Annotated in this window: 15 protein-coding genes; 1 reads left to right on the plus strand and 14 read right to left on the minus strand. The window is 64.0% G+C overall.

The features are described from left to right. Positions 1 to 208: 208 nt before the first annotated feature. The 13 genes from DMP07_RS02060 to rpsO all read right to left on the minus strand — a co-directional run bounded on the left by DMP07_RS02060 (position 209) and on the right by rpsO (position 15,439). Positions 209 to 1,642, minus strand: coding sequence for a Na+/H+ antiporter NhaC family protein (locus DMP07_RS02060; RefSeq protein WP_123197476.1), 1,434 nt, complete (start codon positions 1,640 to 1,642; stop codon positions 209 to 211). A 441-nt stretch (positions 1,643 to 2,083) separates the two neighbouring features. After that, on the minus strand, positions 2,084 to 3,124 hold the full coding sequence (locus DMP07_RS02065; protein WP_123197477.1) for a deoxyguanosinetriphosphate triphosphohydrolase: 1,041 nt from the start codon (positions 3,122 to 3,124) through the stop codon (positions 2,084 to 2,086). 221 nt (positions 3,125 to 3,345) lie between these two features. After that, a complete protein-coding gene (ppdK, locus tag DMP07_RS02070; RefSeq protein WP_123197478.1) occupies positions 3,346 to 6,063 on the minus strand; it encodes a pyruvate, phosphate dikinase in 2,718 nt (905 codons plus the stop codon). A 45-nt stretch (positions 6,064 to 6,108) separates the two neighbouring features. After that, the gene (locus DMP07_RS02075) at positions 6,109 to 7,014 is read right to left on the minus strand and encodes a pyruvate, water dikinase regulatory protein (RefSeq protein WP_123197479.1); all 906 of its coding nucleotides are present in this window, start codon (positions 7,012 to 7,014) and stop codon (positions 6,109 to 6,111) included. 182 nt (positions 7,015 to 7,196) lie between these two features. Further along, positions 7,197 to 9,281 (minus strand): glycine--tRNA ligase subunit beta, encoded by a 2,085-nt coding sequence (glyS, locus tag DMP07_RS02080; protein ID WP_123197480.1) that lies wholly within the window; start codon positions 9,279 to 9,281, stop codon positions 7,197 to 7,199. 1 nt (position 9,282) lies between these two features. Continuing rightward, entirely contained in the window at positions 9,283 to 10,200 is a 918-nt protein-coding gene (locus DMP07_RS02085; RefSeq protein ID WP_123197481.1) for a glycine--tRNA ligase subunit alpha, read from the minus strand. A 2-nt stretch (positions 10,201 to 10,202) separates the two neighbouring features. Beyond that, a complete protein-coding gene (gene lepB, locus DMP07_RS02090; RefSeq protein WP_123197482.1) occupies positions 10,203 to 10,772 on the minus strand; it encodes a signal peptidase I in 570 nt (189 codons plus the stop codon). A 42-nt stretch (positions 10,773 to 10,814) separates the two neighbouring features. Beyond that, complete coding sequence (trmD, locus tag DMP07_RS02095; protein ID WP_123197483.1) at positions 10,815 to 11,546, minus strand: tRNA (guanosine(37)-N1)-methyltransferase TrmD; 732 nt, start codon at positions 11,544 to 11,546, stop codon at positions 10,815 to 10,817. 4 nt (positions 11,547 to 11,550) lie between these two features. Continuing rightward, entirely contained in the window at positions 11,551 to 12,000 is a 450-nt protein-coding gene (locus DMP07_RS02100) for a ribosome maturation factor RimM (protein WP_244594822.1), read from the minus strand. Positions 12,001 to 12,117: 117 nt separating this feature from the next. Continuing rightward, on the minus strand, positions 12,118 to 12,375 hold the full coding sequence (locus tag DMP07_RS02105) for a KH domain-containing protein (RefSeq protein WP_123197485.1): 258 nt from the start codon (positions 12,373 to 12,375) through the stop codon (positions 12,118 to 12,120). Between the two features lie 2 nt (positions 12,376 to 12,377). Continuing rightward, positions 12,378 to 12,623 carry a 30S ribosomal protein S16 gene (gene rpsP / locus DMP07_RS02110; RefSeq protein WP_123197486.1) on the minus strand — a complete coding sequence of 82 codons (246 nt, stop codon included), beginning with the start codon at positions 12,621 to 12,623 and terminating at the stop codon, positions 12,378 to 12,380. A 137-nt stretch (positions 12,624 to 12,760) separates the two neighbouring features. Next, positions 12,761 to 15,016 carry a polyribonucleotide nucleotidyltransferase gene (locus DMP07_RS02115; protein WP_162843071.1) on the minus strand — a complete coding sequence of 752 codons (2,256 nt, stop codon included), beginning with the start codon at positions 15,014 to 15,016 and terminating at the stop codon, positions 12,761 to 12,763. Between the two features lie 135 nt (positions 15,017 to 15,151). After that, positions 15,152 to 15,439, minus strand: coding sequence for a 30S ribosomal protein S15 (gene rpsO, locus DMP07_RS02120; protein ID WP_123197487.1), 288 nt, complete (start codon positions 15,437 to 15,439; stop codon positions 15,152 to 15,154). Positions 15,440 to 16,169: 730 nt separating this feature from the next. Here rpsO and DMP07_RS02130 point away from each other — a divergent pair. Then, entirely contained in the window at positions 16,170 to 16,580 is a 411-nt protein-coding gene (locus tag DMP07_RS02130) for a peptide deformylase (protein WP_123197489.1), read from the plus strand. 142 nt (positions 16,581 to 16,722) lie between these two features. Here DMP07_RS02130 and DMP07_RS02135 read toward each other — a convergent pair whose 3' ends face one another. Next, on the minus strand, positions 16,723 to 17,679 hold the full coding sequence (locus DMP07_RS02135) for an RluA family pseudouridine synthase (RefSeq protein WP_244594814.1): 957 nt from the start codon (positions 17,677 to 17,679) through the stop codon (positions 16,723 to 16,725). Between the last annotated feature and the right edge of the window lie 138 nt (positions 17,680 to 17,817).

Here is a 17,817-nt window from a genome sequence, read left to right on the forward strand (position 1 = left end):
GCCGGGCGAAAGCGGGTTCGGACGGTCTTTTTCGCGGCCGGGCCGCACGGCGCGAACGACGTGCGAAGCATTCCATCGAAGACCCGACGGGTTGCGCGAGACGGCCCCGCGCAACCCGTCGGCGCGACGACGACAACGGGCTGCCGTGCGACCCGTGCGACCGCCCGGATGCGCCGAAACGCCCGGACGGCCGCGCGGCGTAGGCGCTCTATGCGACGGTTTCGGCCTTCGCCTCGGCCTTGCGCGCGCCGCCGGTCCAGCCCAGCTTCTTGCCGAACAGCACCGCCACAACAGCCACCGTGATCGGATAGAGATAGCAGAAGAACGCGAAGGGCGCGTATTCCAGACACGTCACGCCCAGAATGGTGACCATATAGATCGAGCAGGTGTTCCACGGAATAAGGACCGAGGTGATGCCCGCGCTCGAGTTCACGATGTTGCTCCACACCTCGCCGGGCGTGCCGTGCTTCTTGAACGAATCGCCGTACATCTTGCACGAAAGCGCGATCGCGGGATACTGGTCGGGCAGCAGCACGTTGAACGCCGTGCCGCTTGCCCCGGTGGTGGCGGCCAACGAGCCGAAGCTTTTGAGCTTGGACGCGATCGGCTCGATGAGCGACTGCATGAGCCCCGTGTGCTGCAGGATGCCCACATACGCCATGACCAAGATCACGATGGAAATGGTGGGAAGCATCTCCTCGATGCCGCCCGTGGAAAACAGCGTGTCGAGCACCTCGAAGCCGGTGTTGCTCACCACGCCGGTGTTCGCGGCCGCCACGGCCGTGCCCAGATCCGCCCCCTGCAAAACGACCGCCTCGATGATGGCGAGAAGCACGCCCAGCAGAAACGACGGAATGGCGGGAACCTGCATCGCGATGCAGATAACCATCACCACCAGGGGAATCAACGTGACAGGCCCGATGGCGTAGGACTGCTCGAGCGCGCTGAGCAGCTCGTCGACGCGGCCCGCACCCGCCTCGGTCATGCCCGTTCCCAACGTGGAGCCGATGAAGAAATACAGACCCGCGCTGACGGCGCATACCGCGAGCGCGATCGGCAGGAATTTCTTGCACAGCGAAAACACGCTCACGTCGGCAATCGCCGCGCACAGCACGGGGCCGTCGGTCAAAGGCGACACGATTTCGCTCACGTACGCGGCCGCCACGATGGCGCCCGCCGCCATGCCCAAAGGAATGTCGAGCGCCGCCGCGATGCCCATAAAGGCGATGCCGATCGTGCCCGCCGCGCCCCACGAGCCCAAAACGATGCCCACGAGCAGCGTGCCCAGAAACGCCACGGGCAAGAACAACTCGGGGCTGATCACGCTCAGGCCGTAATAGATCAGCGTAGGCACCGTGCCTGACAAGATCCACGTGCCCACCAGCATGCCGATGCACATCAGAATGAGCACGGCCTCCATAGCGTCAAGCACGCCTTTCATGGCGCCGTCGAGCACCTCTTCGAAGCTGTTGCCCAGATACATGGCGATCGCTCCCGCGATGGCGCATCCCGCCACCATGGGGATCTGGGGCTCGGAGCCCAGTCCCACCACGCATCCGAACATGACCGCCGCCAGCAAGCCGAAGGCGAGCATTCCGTGACGGAATTTCACCTCTTTTTTCGTCTTCGTCTTCTCAGCCACGACCGACTCTTCCCCTCCTTCATCCGCATTTCCCGCCGCGCCCGCCGATCCCTGCATAACGGCGACGGACGCGGCGCAATCCGATTTATTGTACCCGCCGCGCCGGGTGAATGGCTCCCGCGCGCCGAGCCGACACCCTCCCGACACGCAGCCCAGGCGTTGTCGCGCGAACGGGCGGCCGCGCAAGCCGCAAACCCCGCCGGCGCCGACGAGCCGCATCCCGCAGGCGAAGCGGGCCTGCACCCGCCGCCGAAGCGGACCCGAACGGCCCTGCGCCGCTGGGCAAACAAGGCGAAACGCCCGACGGACGCACCCGACCACGCGAAGAGCGCGTCGGACGACGCCGAACGGCCCCGCCCTTTCACGCAAGCCGCACGAACGGGAGCAAACAAAAGCGCCGGCCGAAGCCGACGCTTGAAAAGCATATGGAGCGGCGCGCGATCAGCGCATCGGGCGCGGCACGAACAATTCCTCGTAGGTGCGCACGGCGTAGCGGTCGGTCATGCCGGCGATGTAGTCGGTGGCGGCGCGCACCGGGTCGCCGTCGGAAATGGCACGATACTCCCCCGGAACGGCGTCGGGGTTCGCCACGAAGTGGTCGAACAGCGCGGCGATGAGGCTTTGCGCCTTGCGCGCCTCGCGCATCACGGGTTCGCTCTGATAGACCGCCGCGAACAAGAACGACCGCAGCTCGCCCATCGCGTTCCACGCGGTATCCGAAAGCGCGATGTCGCCCGTGCGCGCGCTCGTGGACACCATGTCGGTCACGAGCGTCTCGATGCGAGACGAATGGTCGGCTCCGAGCACCTTGGCGGTGCTTTCGGGCAGATCGTCCTCGCGCAGAAGCCCCGCCCTGATCGCATCGTCGATATCGTGGTTCACGTACGCGATGCGGTCGGCCGTCGCCACGATGCGCCCCTCCATGGTTTCGGGACGCACGGGGCCTGTGTGATGGACGATGCCGTCGCGCACCTCGTACGTCAGATTAAGACCTCGACCTGCGTTTTCGATTACTTCCACCACGCGCAGGCTCTGCTCGTTGTGGCGATACAGACCCTCGACGCGCGTGTCGGCCGCATCGATTCCCAAGCAGCGCGCGATACTCGACGCCAACGCCGCCTCGCCCATGTGGCCGAAGGGCGTATGGCCCAAGTCGTGGCCGAGCGCGATGGCTTCGGCCAGATCCTCGTTCAAGCCGAGCGCCCGCGCGATGGTGCGCGCGATCTGCGCCACCTCCAGCGTATGCGTCAGCCTGGTGCGGAAATGATCGCCTTCGGCCGCCAGGAACACCTGGGTTTTATGGGAAAGGCGCCGGAAGCTTTTCGCATGCACGATCTTGTCGCGGTCGCGCTGGTATTCGGTTCTCAGGAAATCGGGCTCGGCCGAAAACGCACGGCCCTCCGTCTCGTCGGAAAACGCCGCATCGCCCGACAACGCGGCATGCTCCTGCGCCTGTCGGTCTTCACGCTTCACGATCCGCATGGCATACCCCTTCTCTCGCTTTGCGCGCAGTGTAGCAGCTTTCAGAGCCGCGCGGCCGCACGCGCGAAGCGAGCGGGGCATATCGCGAAGAAGACGGGGCGCCGCGCCGCCCGCCCGACCCGACGCTTTCGTCAGCCGGCTTTCGACCGACGAAAAAACGGTCCGCCTCGTACGAGACGGACCGTTTCAAGAAAGCGCGTTATCTCTTCGAGAGATGCGGGCTATTTCTCTTCCAGGGCGGCCTGGGCAGCGGCAAGGCGGGCCAGCGGCACGCGATACGGGCTGCAGGACACGTAGTCCAGACCGATCTTATGGAAGGTCTTCACGGAGTCGGGATCGCCGCCGTGCTCGCCGCAGACACCGCACACGAGGTCGGGATTGCCCTCGCGACCCAGCTCGACGCCCATCTTGACCAGCTTGGCAACGCCCGGGTCGATGGTGGCGAAGGGGTTGTACGGCAGAAGCTTCTCGGCCAGGTACTGCGGCACGAACTCGGCCTCGACGTCGTCGCGGCTGAAGCCGAACGTGGTCTGGGTGAGGTCGTTGGTGCCGAAGCTGAAGAAGTCGGCCTGGGTGGCGATTTCGTCAGCGGTGACGGCAGCGCGCGGAAGCTCGATCATGGTGCCCACGGGGATGTCCAGCTCGACGCCCGCCTCGGCAGCGACCTCGGCGATGGTGTCGACGGCCACCTTGCGCAGCTTCTCGAGCTCTTTGACGGTGGAGACCAGCGGAATCATGACCTCGGGCTTGGGATCGAGGCCTTCCTTCTTCAGCTGGGCGGTAGCCGTGGCGATGGCGCGCACCTGCATGACCGGAAGGATCGGGTACACGATGCCCAGGCGGCAGCCGCGCAGACCGAGCATGGGGTTGGCCTCGCTCATTCCGTCGATCTGCTCCATGAGCTTGCGCTTCGCGGCGATGACCTCGGCGTCGCCGCCGGCGGCCTCGAGCTTGGCGATTTCGACATCGAGGGCGCGGGGGCTCTCGAGGAACTCATGCAGCGGCGGATCGAGCAGGCGCACGATGACCGGCAGGCCGTCCATGGCCTTGAACATGCCGTAGAAGTCGCCCGTCTGAGCCTCGAACAGGTCGTTGACAGCGGCTTCGCGCACGGCCTCGTCCTCGTTGAGGATGAAGGTCTGGATGATCTGCTTGCGATCGCCCAGGAACATGTGCTCGGTACGGTCGAGGCCGATGCCCTCGGCGCCGAAGGAGCGGGAAAGCTCCGCGTCGGCCGGGTTGTCGGCATTGGCGCGAACGCCCAGGCGGCGGAACTCGTCGGCCCACTCGAGGATGACGTCGAGGTCGCCGGAAAGCTCGGGCATGACCAGCTCGACCGCGCCCAGGACCACGATGCCCGTGGTGCCGTCGATCGAAATCATGTCGCCTTCGCGGATGACCACGTCGGTGCCGGCCACGACGGCCTCTTTCTTCTCGGCATCGATCTTGAGGGCTTCGACGCCGCACACGCACGGGGCGCCCATGCCGCGGGCGATGACGGCCGCATGGCTGGTCTTGCCGCCATGGGAGGTCAGGATGCCTTCGGCGGCGATCATGCCGGCCAGGTCGTCGGGGTTGGTCTCCCAGCGGACGAGCACGCACTTGCGGCCCTCGGCCTCGGCGGCCACGGCGTCGGCGGCGGAGAACACGGCCTCGCCCACGGCAGCGCCCGGGCTGGCGTTCAGGCCGCGCGCGAGCACGTCGTACTCGGCGGACTTGTCGAACTGCGGGTGCAGGAGCTGGTCGAGCTGCTCGGGATCGACGCGGCAGACGGCCTCTTCCTTGGTGATCAGGCCTTCCTTCACCATTTCGATGGCGATGTGCAGCGCGGCGGCGGCGGTGCGCTTGCCCACACGGGTCTGCAGCATCCACAGCTTGCCCTGCTCGATGGTGAACTCGATGTCGCACATGTCGCGATAGTGGTTCTCCAGGGTGACGAACACCTCTTCGAGCTCGGCGCCGGCCTCCTGCAGGCCTTCGACATGCTTCAGCTCGGCGATGGGGCTCGTGTTGCGGATGCCTGCGACGACGTCTTCACCCTGGGCGTTGACCAGGTAGTCGCCGTAGAATTCCTTCTCGCCGTTGGCGGGGTTGCGCGTGAACGCGACGCCGGTAGCGGAGGTTTCGCCCTTGTTGCCGAACACCATGGTCTGCACGTTGACGGCGGTGCCCAGGTCGTCGGCGATCTTGTTCTGCTTGCGATAGAGGGTCGCACGCGGGTTGTTCCAGCTGCCGAACACGGCCTCGATGGCAAGCCTGAGCTGGGTGTCGGGATCTTGAGGGAAGGTCACGCGGCCGTCCACGACGAGCGCGGGGTATTCCTCGGCGGAAACGTTCTCGGAGAAGATGTTCTTGAACTCCTCGACGAGTTCCTGCAGGTCTTCGGCGGTGAGGTCGGCGTCGCTTTTCACGCCGCGGACGATCTTCTTAGCGTTGATGGCGTTCTCGAACAGGTCGCCGTCGAGGCCCATGACGACGTTGGAGAACATCTGGATGAAACGGCGATAGCTGTCCCAGGAGAAACGGGGGTTCTCGGTGTGCTTGATCAGGCCGTTGATGGACTGGTCGTTCAGACCCAGGTTGAGAACCGTGTCCATCATGCCCGGCATGGACATGGGAGCGCCGGAACGCACGGAAACGAGCAGGGGATCTTCGGAGTCGCCGATCTTCTTGCCGATGCGACGCTCCAGATCGAGACGGTACTGCTCGATTTCGTCGAGCGCGCCCTCGGGCCAGGTGTTGTCGGCGTTGGCGTATTCCATACAGGTCTGACAGGTGATGGTGAATCCCGGAGGCACAGGAAGGCCGATCACGGCCATCTCGGCGAGGTTCGCGCCCTTGCCGCCGAGGATGTACTTCATATCCTTGTTGCCCTCGGTAACGTTGTTGCCCTCGGCGTCCTTACCGAACGCGTAGACACGCTTGACGTCAGCAGTCACTGTATTCTCCTTCGTGATAGATACTCTACTGCACAAAGAGCAATATTACTCAAATATGGTCTTTTGGAACGGATGAGCCAGCTCATAGTAGCGTAAAATCTCCTGAGCGGTTTCTTCCACGGCTTTATTGTCCGTTCTGATCACGATGCAGCCCAGCTTGCGCATGAGCGCGCGGGCCTCTTCGAGGTCCTGATAGACCATCTCGGGCTCGGCATAGCTCGCCGCCACGGCGGCCGCGCCGCGTCCCGCTCCCCCGAGCCTGCGCGTGCGGATGCCCACCAATACGTCGGGCGTGGTCATCAGGCCGAAAACCCTCGACGGGTCGCAGTCGTAGATTTCCTTCGGCGGCTCGACGCCCAACGCCAGCGGAACGTTGGCCACCTTGTAGCCCTCCATGCCCATATATATAGAGATAGGCGTCTTCGAAGAGCGCGACACGCCCAAAAGCACGATATCGGCCTCGGCGAGGTCTTGCGGGTTGCGGCCGTCGTCGTGCTCGACCGTGAACTCCATGGCCGCGATGCGACGGAAATAGTGCGCGTCGGTGGTACGAAGCAGCCCCGGGTTGTTGCGCGGCGAAAGGCCCGACGCGTCGGCCAGGGCATGGATCGGCGTGCTCATGATGTCGACGCCGTGCAAGCCCGCCTCTTTGCAGAACGCGCGCAGCTTCGAGCGCATCATGGGATCGACCAGCGTGAAAAAGACCACCATGTCGTCCTTGAGGCCGGCATCGCGGTAAAGCTGCTGATGAGACGTCAAAAAGTTCGCGATTTCCTCGAAACTGCGGGCTTTCGGCAGAATCTCGATGTAAGGCTCGGGAACGCCGAACTGCCCTGCCGCCGCGCGCGCGAGCGTATGCGCGGTGGCTCCGAGAGAGTCGCTGACGATATAGATGGTAGGAAGCGGAGAATCGTTGTGAATGCAGATATGCTCTCGCAAGTCTCCCGACATGGCCCCTCCCCTTTCCGTGCGCCGAAACCCGACGCATCGATACGATTGGGCGAAGCGGCAGAAGCCGCCTGGACGAGAATCCGTCCATAGTTCTGCTCAATATACAAAAAACCGGCCCCCGTAAAAACGGGAAGCCGGTTCATCCATAGAAACGGAATCGATGCGCTCGTTATCGGCGCCGATTACTTGACCAGCAGGCCGAAGTCGGCCACGCGGGCGAACACGTCCACGAAGCGGTTCAGGATACGCAAACGATTCTCGCGCAAGGCGGCGTCCTCGTCCATGACCATGACCTTCTCGAAGAACAGGTCGACCGGCTTGCGCAGGGCGGCCAGCTCGGCGAGTGCCTCGGGGTAATCGTCGGCATCGAGGGCACAGGCGACGCGGCCTTCGGCTTGAACGACCGCGCAGGCCAGCGCATGTTCCACCTCGGAAAGCAGCGATTCGTCGTAATCGCAGCCCAGGGCGGCGTCGCGCAGGTTGTTGGCGCGGGCGTAGGCGATGGCGAGGTCGGCGAAGGTCTCGGGGGCCTCCTGGCGGGCATGCTCGAGGGCATGGACGCGATTGACGAACTCGAGCGGCTCGCGCACGCCTGCGGCGAGCACGGCGTCGATGGCGTCGGCGCTGCTGCCGCCGTCGCGCACCATGACCTTCGTGCGCGTGATGAAGAACTCGATGACCTGCTCGCGCACGGCCGCGGCGTCGAATTCGATGCCGTCGGCGGCATATGCGGCGAGCGATGCGTCGATCGCGGGAACGAGCTCGACCTGGAGCGCCTCATCGCCGGTCAGCATGGCCACGATGCCCAGCGCGCTGCGGCGCAGGGCGAACGGGTCGGAAGAGCCGGTCGGAGCCTGGTCCACGGCGAACAGGCCGCAGATCGTGTCGAGCTTGTCGGCGAAGGCCACGGCCTTGCCCACGCGGGTCGCCGGGGTGGCGTCGCCCGAGAAGCGCGGACGGTAGTGGTCGGCGATGGCGCCTGCCACCACGTCGGTCTCGCCCGCGGCCTTGGCGTAGTAGGAGCCCATGATGCCCTGGACGCTCGTGAACTCGACGACCGCGCCCGTCACCAGGTCGGCCTTGCACAGGTAGGCGGCGCGCAGAGCGTCTGCCTTCTCCTGGCCTTCGAGGCCTGCGGCGGCGCACAGGTGCTCGACCAGCTTGACGATGCGCTTGGTCTTGGCGAGCGTGGTGCCGAGCTTCTCCTGGAAGACCACCTCGTCGAGATGCTCGACGTAAGACTCCAGCGGAGCCTTGAGGTCTTCGTCGTAGAAGAACTTGGCGTCGTAGAGACGAGCCGCAACGACGCGCTGGTTGCCGTCGACGATGTTGGCCTCGAACTCGGGATTGCCGTTCGACGTGATCAGGAACTTGTTCGCAAGCGAGCCGTCGGCGTTGAACAGCGGGAAGTAGCGCTGATGCACGAGCATAGCGTCGACGATGATTTCCTTGGGCACGGCCAGGAACAGCTCGTCGAACTCGCCCACCATGACCGTGGGATACTCGGAGAGGTTCACGACCTCGGCGAGGGTCTTCGCGGGCAGCTCGGCCACCAGGCCGCATGCCTTCTCGGCTTCGGCTACCTGGGCGCGGATGGACTCTTCGCGCTCCTGCTCGGTCACGACGACATAGGCGTTGCGCAGCGTGTCGATCAGCTGGTCGGCGTGGGCCACGGCGTGCGGGCCGGGAGCCAGGAAGCGATGGCCGCGCGTCTCGTTGCCGGCCTCAAGGCCCGCGAAGCGAACCGGGACGACCACTTCGCCCAGCATGGCCACGATCCAGCGCACCGGGCGCGAGAAGTACTGGCTCGTGGTGCCCCAACGGCACGACTTGGGCCAGGAGATGGATGCGATGACGCCCTCGAGAACCTCGGGCAGCAGCGCGGCCACGTCGGCGGCGGGAGTCTCTTTTACCGCGTAGACGTATTCGACGCCGCCCTCGTCGCGGCGCTCGAGCGCGGACACGTCGACGCCCTTGCCGCGCGCGAAGCCGGCAGCGGCCTTGGTGGGATTGCCCTCGGCGTCGAACGCGATCTTGGCGGCCGGGCCGCGGAACTGCTCGACGGTGGCCTCGGTGCGCTCAGGCACGCCCTCGACGATCGCGATCAGACGACGGGGCGTGGAGTACGCCTTGACCTCGTCGAAAGGAACGCGGGCGGATGCCAGGGCCTCGGAAACCAGGCGCGGCAGCTGCTCGGTGGCGGCGTGCAGGTCGAATGCGGGAAGCTCTTCGGTGCCGATTTCGAATGCGAGCGTGGTCTTTTCCATCCTATGCCTCCTTCGAATCGGCTTCGGGCTTGACGCCCACGACATGTTCCATATACGACGCGCAGCACGCCTTGGCGATCGTGCGGACGCGAAGGATGTAGCCCATACGCTCGGTGGCGGAAATGACGCCGCGCGCGTCGAGCAGGTTGAAGGCGTGGCAGCATTTCAAAACGCTGTCGTACGCCGGAAGCGGCAGGCCCGCCTCGAGGGTGCGCAGGCACTCGGCCTCGCGGTCGTTGAATTCCTGGAACAGGAAGTCGGTATCGGCCACCTCGAAGTTGTAGCGGGAATACTGGCGCTCGTTTTCAAGATAGACGTCGCCGTAGGTGAAGACCAGGCCGTCCTTGCCGCGGCTCCACACGATGTCGAACATGCTGTCGACGCCCTGGATGTACATGGTCAGACGCTCCAGGCCGTAGGCGATTTCAACGGGAACGGGGCTGCACTCGAAGCCGCCGACCTGCTGGAAGTAGGTGAACTGGGTCACTTCCATGCCGTCGATCCAGACTTCCCAGCCGAGGCCCCAGGCGCCCAGCGTCGGGCTTTCCCAGTCGTCTTCGACGAAGCGCACGTCGTGCTTATCGGTGTCGATGCCGATGGCGCGCAGGCTGCCCAGGTAGAGCTCCTGGATATCGTCCGGGGAGGGCTTCATGAGAACCTGGAACTGGTAATAGAACTGCGTGCGGTTGGGGTTTTCGCCGTAGCGGCCGTCGGTAGGACGGCGGCAGCCCTGCACGTAGCAGGTGCGCCAGGTGTCGGGGCCCAGCGAGCGAAGCGTGGTCGCAGGCGCATTGGTGCCCGCGCCGACTTCGTTATCGTAGGGCTGCAGCACCACGCAGCCCAGATCGGCCCAGTAACGCTGCAGCGTCAGGATGATGTCCTGGAAGCTGAGCGCGTCGGGCTTAGCGGCATGACTCATGATTAAAGCACTCCTATATGATCGAGGGGCCAATAGATCGCGACGGCGCGCCCGCTCACGGACGCCTCGTCGATGGAACCGAAGTAGCGCGAGTCGGCGGAATTCATGCGGTTGTCGCCCATGACCCAAATCTCGCCTTCGGGAACCGTGTACGGGTAGAGGATATCGACGCCCGAGGCCGTCTTGAGCGGCGCGGTGGGCTCGCCCTGCGTGTAGGGCTCGTCGAGCGCGACGCCGTCGACATAGACGACGCCTTCGATGAGGTCGACCGTCTGGCCGCCCACGGCGATGGCGCGCTTGATCAGCGTGCGCCCGGGAATTTCGGGGTCGTCGAACGTGATGATGTCGCCCGGTTCGACGTCGCGGAAATAGTAGGTAATCTTCTCGGACCAGACGTTGTCGCCGATTTCGATCGTGTCTTCCATCGACCCGGAAGGAATGGTGTACGGGCAGATGATGAACTTCTGCATACCCAACACCAAAACGACGACGAGCACGGCATAGCCTGCCCATGACAGAACGGTTCTCAGCATACCGCGCGAACGCGGCGTCGCATGCTGGCCATAGCTCACGGAAAGTCCTCCTATGAAATGAAAAGGCGCCCTACAGACGCCTTAGAATGCCTCGCCGTGCAATGATAGCAAAAAAGCCCGTTCATCCTCGGTTATATTCGCCGTCTCCAGCAAATCGGGACGCAGGCGCGCCGTGCGCAGCAGAGACTGTTCGCGCCGCCACTTCTCGATAGCGGCGTGGTTGCCCGACCTCAGGATATCGGGAACGTCCATGCCGCGATAGCTGGCGGGACGCGTGTATTGCGGGTACTCGAGCAAGCCGTCGTAGAAGCTCTCGTCGATGGCGCTTCCTTCGTCGCCGAGCACGCCGTCGAGCAGCCTTACCACGGCGTCGATCACCACCATGGACGCGAGCTCGCCCGAGGTGAGCACGTAATCGCCCAGCGAAATGCAGCGGTCGGCCAGCGTGTAGACGCGCTCGTCGATGCCCTCGTAGTGGCCGCAGACGAACAGCAGGCGCTCCTGCGCCGACAGCTCGGTGGCCAGGCCCTGGTCGAACGGCTCGCCGCACGGGGTGAGAAAGATCGTGTAAGGCTTGGGGCCTTCGGCGGCGATGTCGTCGTACGCCTCGAAGATCGGCTCGCACTTCATGACGAGGCCCTGGCCTCCGCCATAAGGGTCGTCGTCAGTGGTGCGATGGCGGTCATGCGTCCAATCGCGCAGATCATAGGCATGGAAATCAAGCGCGCCGCAAGCCTGGGCGCGCTTCATGATGGATTCCCCCATCACGGAATCGTACATGTGGGGGAATGTGGAAAGCGTTTCTATCTTCATGATGCTATGCGTCGTCCTCAGCCGATGCGTCTTCGGCCGCGTCAAGATCGACGAGGCCGTTCGGCAAATCCATCGTGAGCACGCGTTCTTCGTCGTCGAACTCGACGATGAAATCGTCGACGAGCGGGATCAGAATCTCCCCCGCCTCGCCTGCGACCACCAGGAGGTCCTGCGTAGGCATCTCCTGCACGTCTTCAATCGTTCCGATGGCGCCGAGCGTGCTGTCGACGACCAGAAATCCTGCCAGGTAATCGGCGCTCGAATGCATGAAGTCTTCGAAATCTTCGGGCAGGTCGGCACGGGCCGCGAGGCAATGGCTTCCCGCAAGAAGCTCAGCCGCGTCGCGGTTTTTCACGCAATCGAATTCGACGGCGTATTCGCCTGCTCCGAGATGCTGCACGCCGCGCACGCGGGCCTTGCGGGGCCCGTCGAGCGTCGGCGGCACGAAATGCACGTCCAAACCCTCGCATAGAAGGAAAGGAAGGCCGCGCACCGGACGTGCGACAAGCCTTCCTTTGAGTCCTTGGGTTGCGATGAGTTCAGCTACGTCAGCCCAACGACGCGCCATAAGCTAATCCTCGATGAGCTCGACCTCGACATCGCCGCCGTCGGCGCAGGCCGCGGCGCGAGCGAGGATGCGGATGGACTTGATGACGCGGCCCTGGCGGCCGATGACCTTTCCGGCGTCATCGGCGGCGACGCGAATCTCGACGAGCTCGGAGCCGCTCTCGGAAAAAGAAGAGGACACCTCGACAGCCTCTTTGTCTTCGACAAGAGGCTCGACGATTTCACGCACCAAGGCGACGATGTCGGATGACGTCTGAGACATTGCTACTGAGCCTTCTTGGCGGTCTCGATGAGACGCTTGACGGTGTCAGTAGGCTGAGCGCCGTTGGCGACCCACTTCTCGACCTTCTCGAGGTCGAGAACGATCTCGGAGGGCTCGACGTTGGGGTTGTAGCGGCCGACCTGCTCGATGTAACGACCGTCGCGAGGGCTATGGGCGTCGGCAACGACCACGCGGTAGATCGGCTTCTTCTTGGCGCCATGGCGGGCGAGACGAATCTTAACTGCCATTTCAGTAGACTCCTTCATGTATACAAGTTGCTTCAAAAAACATGCGAGGGGACATGATATAACGTACCACCTCGTTTTTCAAGCGTCCGCGCTCCGCAAAAACGACGAGAGCACGGACGATTCGACGAATGATGCGCCTAGTGGCGGCGGCGCGGGGTGCGATGCTCATTGTTCGCAGCCTCGCGGTTGGCGCGGCCCGGACGGCGGTCGGCGCGCTCGCGGCGGTCGCCGCCGCGGCCTTCGCGACCGTCACGGCCTTCGCGGCCCTCGCCGCGCTGCTCGCGGGCAGGGGCGCTGCTCTCGGGAGCGTCGGGCTTGTCCAGACGGTCGAGCGAGATTTTGCCGTTCTTCGGGTCGATTTCGATGACCTCGACCTTCACCACGTCGCCCATGTTGAGGACGTCTTCGACCTGGCCCACGCGGCCGTTGGCCATGCGGGAGATGTGCAGCAGGCCGTCCTTGGAAGGCGTGAGCTTGACGAACGCCCCGAAGCTCTGGATGCCGACGACGGGACCCTCGTAGACCTCGCCCACCTCGGGCTCCTTGACGATAGCCTCGATGGCAGCGCGCGCGGCGCGGCCGGCCTCCTGGTCGACGGCGGCCACATGCACGGTGCCGTCTTCCTGGATGTCGATGCTGGCGCCGGTGGAATCCTGGATGCCGCGGATCGTTTCGCCGCCCTTGCCGATGACCTCGCGGATCTTCTCGACCGGAATATGGATGGTCTCGATGCGCGGAGCGGTGTCGCGCAGCTCTTCGCGCGGCGCGGCGATTTCGTCGAGCATGGCGGACAGGATGTGGGCGCGGCCTTCCTTGGCCTGCTGGAGCGCACGGCCGAGGATTTCAGTGGACAGACCCTTGGCCTTGTTGTCCATCTGCAGCGCGGTGATGCCGTTTGCGGTGCCCGTCACCTTGAAGTCCATGTCGCCGAGGAAGTCCTCGAGGCCCTGGATGTCGGAGAGGATGACGACGTCGTCGCCTTCCTTGATCAGGCCCATGGCGATGCCGGAGACGGGCGCCTTGATGGGCACGCCGGCGTCCATGAGCGCCAGGGTGGAACCGCAGGTGGAAGCCATGGACGAAGAGCCGTTTGACTCGAGGATCTCAGACACCACGCGGATCGCGTAGGGGAACTCGTCCTCGGAGGGCAGAATCGGCAGGATGGCGCGCTCGGCGAGGGCGCCATGGCCGATTTCGCGGCGCTTCGGGGCGCCCATGCGGCCCACTTCGCCCGTGCAGTACGGCGGGAAGTTGTACTGGTGCATGTAGCGCTTGGATTCCTGCGGGTCGATCGTGTCGAGACGCTGGGCCTCGTTGAGCAGGCCCAGGGTGCACACGGACAGCGCCTGGGTCTGGCCGCGCTGGAACAGGCCGGAGCCGTGGACGCGGGGCAGGTAGCCCGGGCGAATGTAGAGCGGGCGGATTTCCGTGGCGCTACGGCCGTCGGCACGCTCGCCCGTCTCGATCACCATGGTGCGCATGGCGTGCTTCTCGAGCGCCTTGCAGGCGGCGGCGATGTCGCTGCGCCACATCTCGCGCTCCTCCTCGGAGAAATCGTTCTCCTTGATGGAGGCCTTGAGCTCTTCGACCTTGCCCATGCGGGAAAGTTTGTCGGCGTCTTTGAGAGCCGCGCTCATCTCGTCGAAGTGGGCGTTCACGCGCTCGGCGATCGAAGGATCGGCCACGTGAATCGGGTATTCCTTAGGCTCGGGAGCGACGAGGGCCAAGAACTCGGCCTGCTTCTCGCAGAAGGCGGCGATGGCCTCCTGGCCGAACTCCATGGCGGCGAGCATGTCTTCCTCGGTCACCTCGTCGGCGCCGGCCTCGACCATGGAGATGTAGTCTCGGGTGCCTGCGATCGTGAGCTCGAGGTCGGAATTCTCCTGCTCGGCGTAGGTGGGGTTGACGATGAATTCGCCGGTCTCCTTATCGCGGGCGATGCGCACGCAGGCCGCGGGACCGTCGAAGGGGGTGCCGCCGCACAGAAGCGCAGCGGACGCGCCGCCGACGCAGATGCAGTCGGGCGGGTTCTGGCCGTCGCAGGCCAGCGTGGTGGCGACCACGTGGACTTCCTGCTTGAAGCCGTCGACGAAGCCGGGGCGGATCGGACGGTCGATCATACGGGCGGTCAGCGTACCCTTGTCGGAGGGCTTCGCCTCGCGCTTCAGGTAGCCGCCGGGAATGCGGCCGACCGCGTACATCTTCTCGATGAAGTCGACCGTCAGCGGAAAGAAGTCGTAGTCTTTCTGCTCTTTGGACACGACGGCGGTCACCAGGCACGTGGTTTCGCCCTGGCTGACCAGCACGGCGCCGGTGGCCTGCTTGGCAAGCTCGCCGGTTTCGAGACGGTACTCTTTGCCGTACAGCTCGAAGCTCGTCGAAATCTTTTCCATAAAGATTCTCATCACTTTCTCTTCTTCTTCGGAACGCACGCTTTTCATGCGTCCTCGCGAGCAGCGCAGGCCCCTGCCCGCACCGACCGCAATATGCAAAAGCCCGCATAAGCGGGCTTAATGCTTGACTTGAAGCTAGATGTTGTCGCGAATGCCGAGCTTCTTGATGAGGGCACGGTACTCTTCGATGTCGCGCTCTTTGATGTACTTCAGCATACCGCGGCGCTTACCGATGAGCATCATCAGGCCACGACGGGTGTGGTTGTCCTTCTTGTGGACCTTGAGGTGCTCGGTGAGGTTGCGGATGCGCTCGGAGAGAATAGCGACCTGAACCTCGGCGCTGCCGGAGTCGCCCTCGCCCTTGCCGAACTCCTTGACGAGCTCTGCGGTGCGCTCTTTGCTGATGCTGAGCTTGCTAGCCATGTGCTCCACCTTTCCTGCGGGCCTTCCCCGCTTTCGTGCGGCCGTTGCGAGCCGCGAACCGTATACGCCCGATGCTGCGAAACCATGCAGGTGGTGCGTGGCTGCGAAGCGTCGGGTAAAAAAGCAACCGTTGCAGTATACGAGAGCCGAAGGCCTGATGCAATGACGAATCGGCGCTTTCCGTCGAATCCACCGGACGTCCTCAATTCGCCCTATCATGACGAGCGGACGACTCCCCTATTCCATGCTTGGGCGGCCGGGAAAGCACCTGAGGGAGACCGTGTGTCGCGCGCCGAAAAACGGGAAGGGACCCCGAGGGGTCCCTTCCCGTTCCATCGAATGCTTCCATGCGCGCTGCGCCTTGGCGCGATTGTATTTCGCATCGCCATGCGCGCCATGTCCGCACGCGTAGCCGTTGTAACGCGGCTTTTTCGCCAACGTCGCTTCTTCGACCGACAGGTGCCACACGGCCCCCGTCTTGGAAACGCCGCGAATACGCTTTGCGTGCGTCCGCTTCGCCTTCTTCGACACTCGCCTCACCTCCTCTGAAATCGTGCTTCATGCATAGAGCGACGAAAGCCCATGAGGCCCCGCGCGCCCGTCCCGTGATGGTACCATGAAAGACGTCGACCGTGGCGTTCTCGCGAGCGCATCGAACGCACGGCCCGACCACCCCCGCATGTCTGATATGCATGCCGTCCCAACGACCTGAAAGAAACGGAACAGCCCCATGATTCGTCCCATTATGAAAAACGAATTCTTCCTTCAGCAGCAAAGCGAAGACGCCACGCCGCTCGATGCGCCGATCGCCCGCGACCTGCTCGACACGCTGGCGCTGCACGCGCACGAATGCGTAGGCATGGCGGCCAACATGATCGGACAGCGCAAGCGCATCATCGTGTTCATGGACGGCGAAACGCCGCGCGCCATGATGAACCCCGAGATCATCGCGGCGAAGGGCCCCTACGAAACGGAAGAAGGATGCCTCTCGTTGGACGGCCGTCGCCCGGCGAAGCGGTTCCGCACGATCCGCGTGCGCTATCGCGACCTGGCTTTCGAAGAGCACACCGAAACGTTCGAAGAGTTTTCCGCGCAGATCATCCAGCACGAAATAGACCACTGCAACGGCGTGGTGATATAAGCGTCGACAGAAGGGCGAACGCCGCAAACTCCGGAAAATAGGACGCCGGGCCGATAATCCAAAACTTGGCACGAAAACGCCGCCTGGCGCAGACATGAAGAAAGGAGGGTCTCCCCTCCTTTCTTTTACCTGTTCATAAGGCTTATTCGCGAGCGTCGAGCTCGTCGATGACGCACTGCAGGTCGTCGGGCAGAGTGTCTTCGAACTCCAGGCGCTCGCCTGTCACCGGATGCGTGAAGGCCAACTTGTACGAATGCAGGAACTGGCGGTCCAGCCCCAGGTTGTCCTTTTTCTGCCAGCCGTACACCGGGTCGCCCACGCACGGGTGCTTGATGTATTCCATATGCACGCGGATCTGATGCGTGCGGCCGGTATAGAGCTTGCAGTCGATCAGCGTGTAGCCGTCGTCGTTTCTGCCGGGCTCGAAGCGGCGCTTCACCTCGAAGGTGGTGATCGACGGACGCGCGTTGTCACGGTCGGACACCTTCATGCGCAGCCTGTCGCGATCACCGCGGGCGATCGGGGCATCCACCAGGCCCGTTTCAAGCGGAATCCAACCCTGCACGAGCGCCAGGTAATGGCGGTCGACGTCGCGCGTACGGATATCTTCCATCAGCGCCAGACCCACTTCATTGGTCTTGGCGCACAGCATCAGGCCGCTCGTATCCTTGTCCAAACGGTGCACGATTCCCAGCCTGTCCTGCTCGCCCTGCACATCGCACAGGTTCTCGCGGCCGCAATGGGCGATCAGCGCGTTGACCAGGGTATCGCCGTAATGGCCGTCGGCGGGATGGCACACCAGGCCCGCCTGCTTGGAAATGACCAGCAGGTAATCGTCCTCGTAGCGCACATCGAGCGGAATCTCCACCGCTTCGAGGGCGGGCGCATGCGGGTCTTCGAAGGTCTCGTACTCCAACACGTCGCCTTCGGCCACCGTGGCGCTCTTGCGGGCGATCTTGCCGTTCAGCGCGGCGCACCCGTCGGCGATGCATTTCGCCGCCGCCGAACGCGTCGGATACAGGCCTTCGGCAGCCATGAAGGCGTCGAGGCGCATGCCGGCGAACTCCGGCGAAACTTCTATGCGCGCGACATCGGTCACGACGACGCTCCTTTCTTCGTTCTCATATATCGCGAAGGGCCTTCGCGGATCCGTGCGAAACGGAACCCTGCGAAGACCCTCCGATGCGGATCGTTCGATTATGCCGGGCGCACGCGGCGAAACGGCCGCGACGCCCTC

This window comes from Slackia faecicanis (assembly GCF_003725295.1).
In the GTDB taxonomy this organism is placed as follows: Bacteria; Actinomycetota; Coriobacteriia; order Coriobacteriales; family Eggerthellaceae; genus Slackia; species Slackia faecicanis.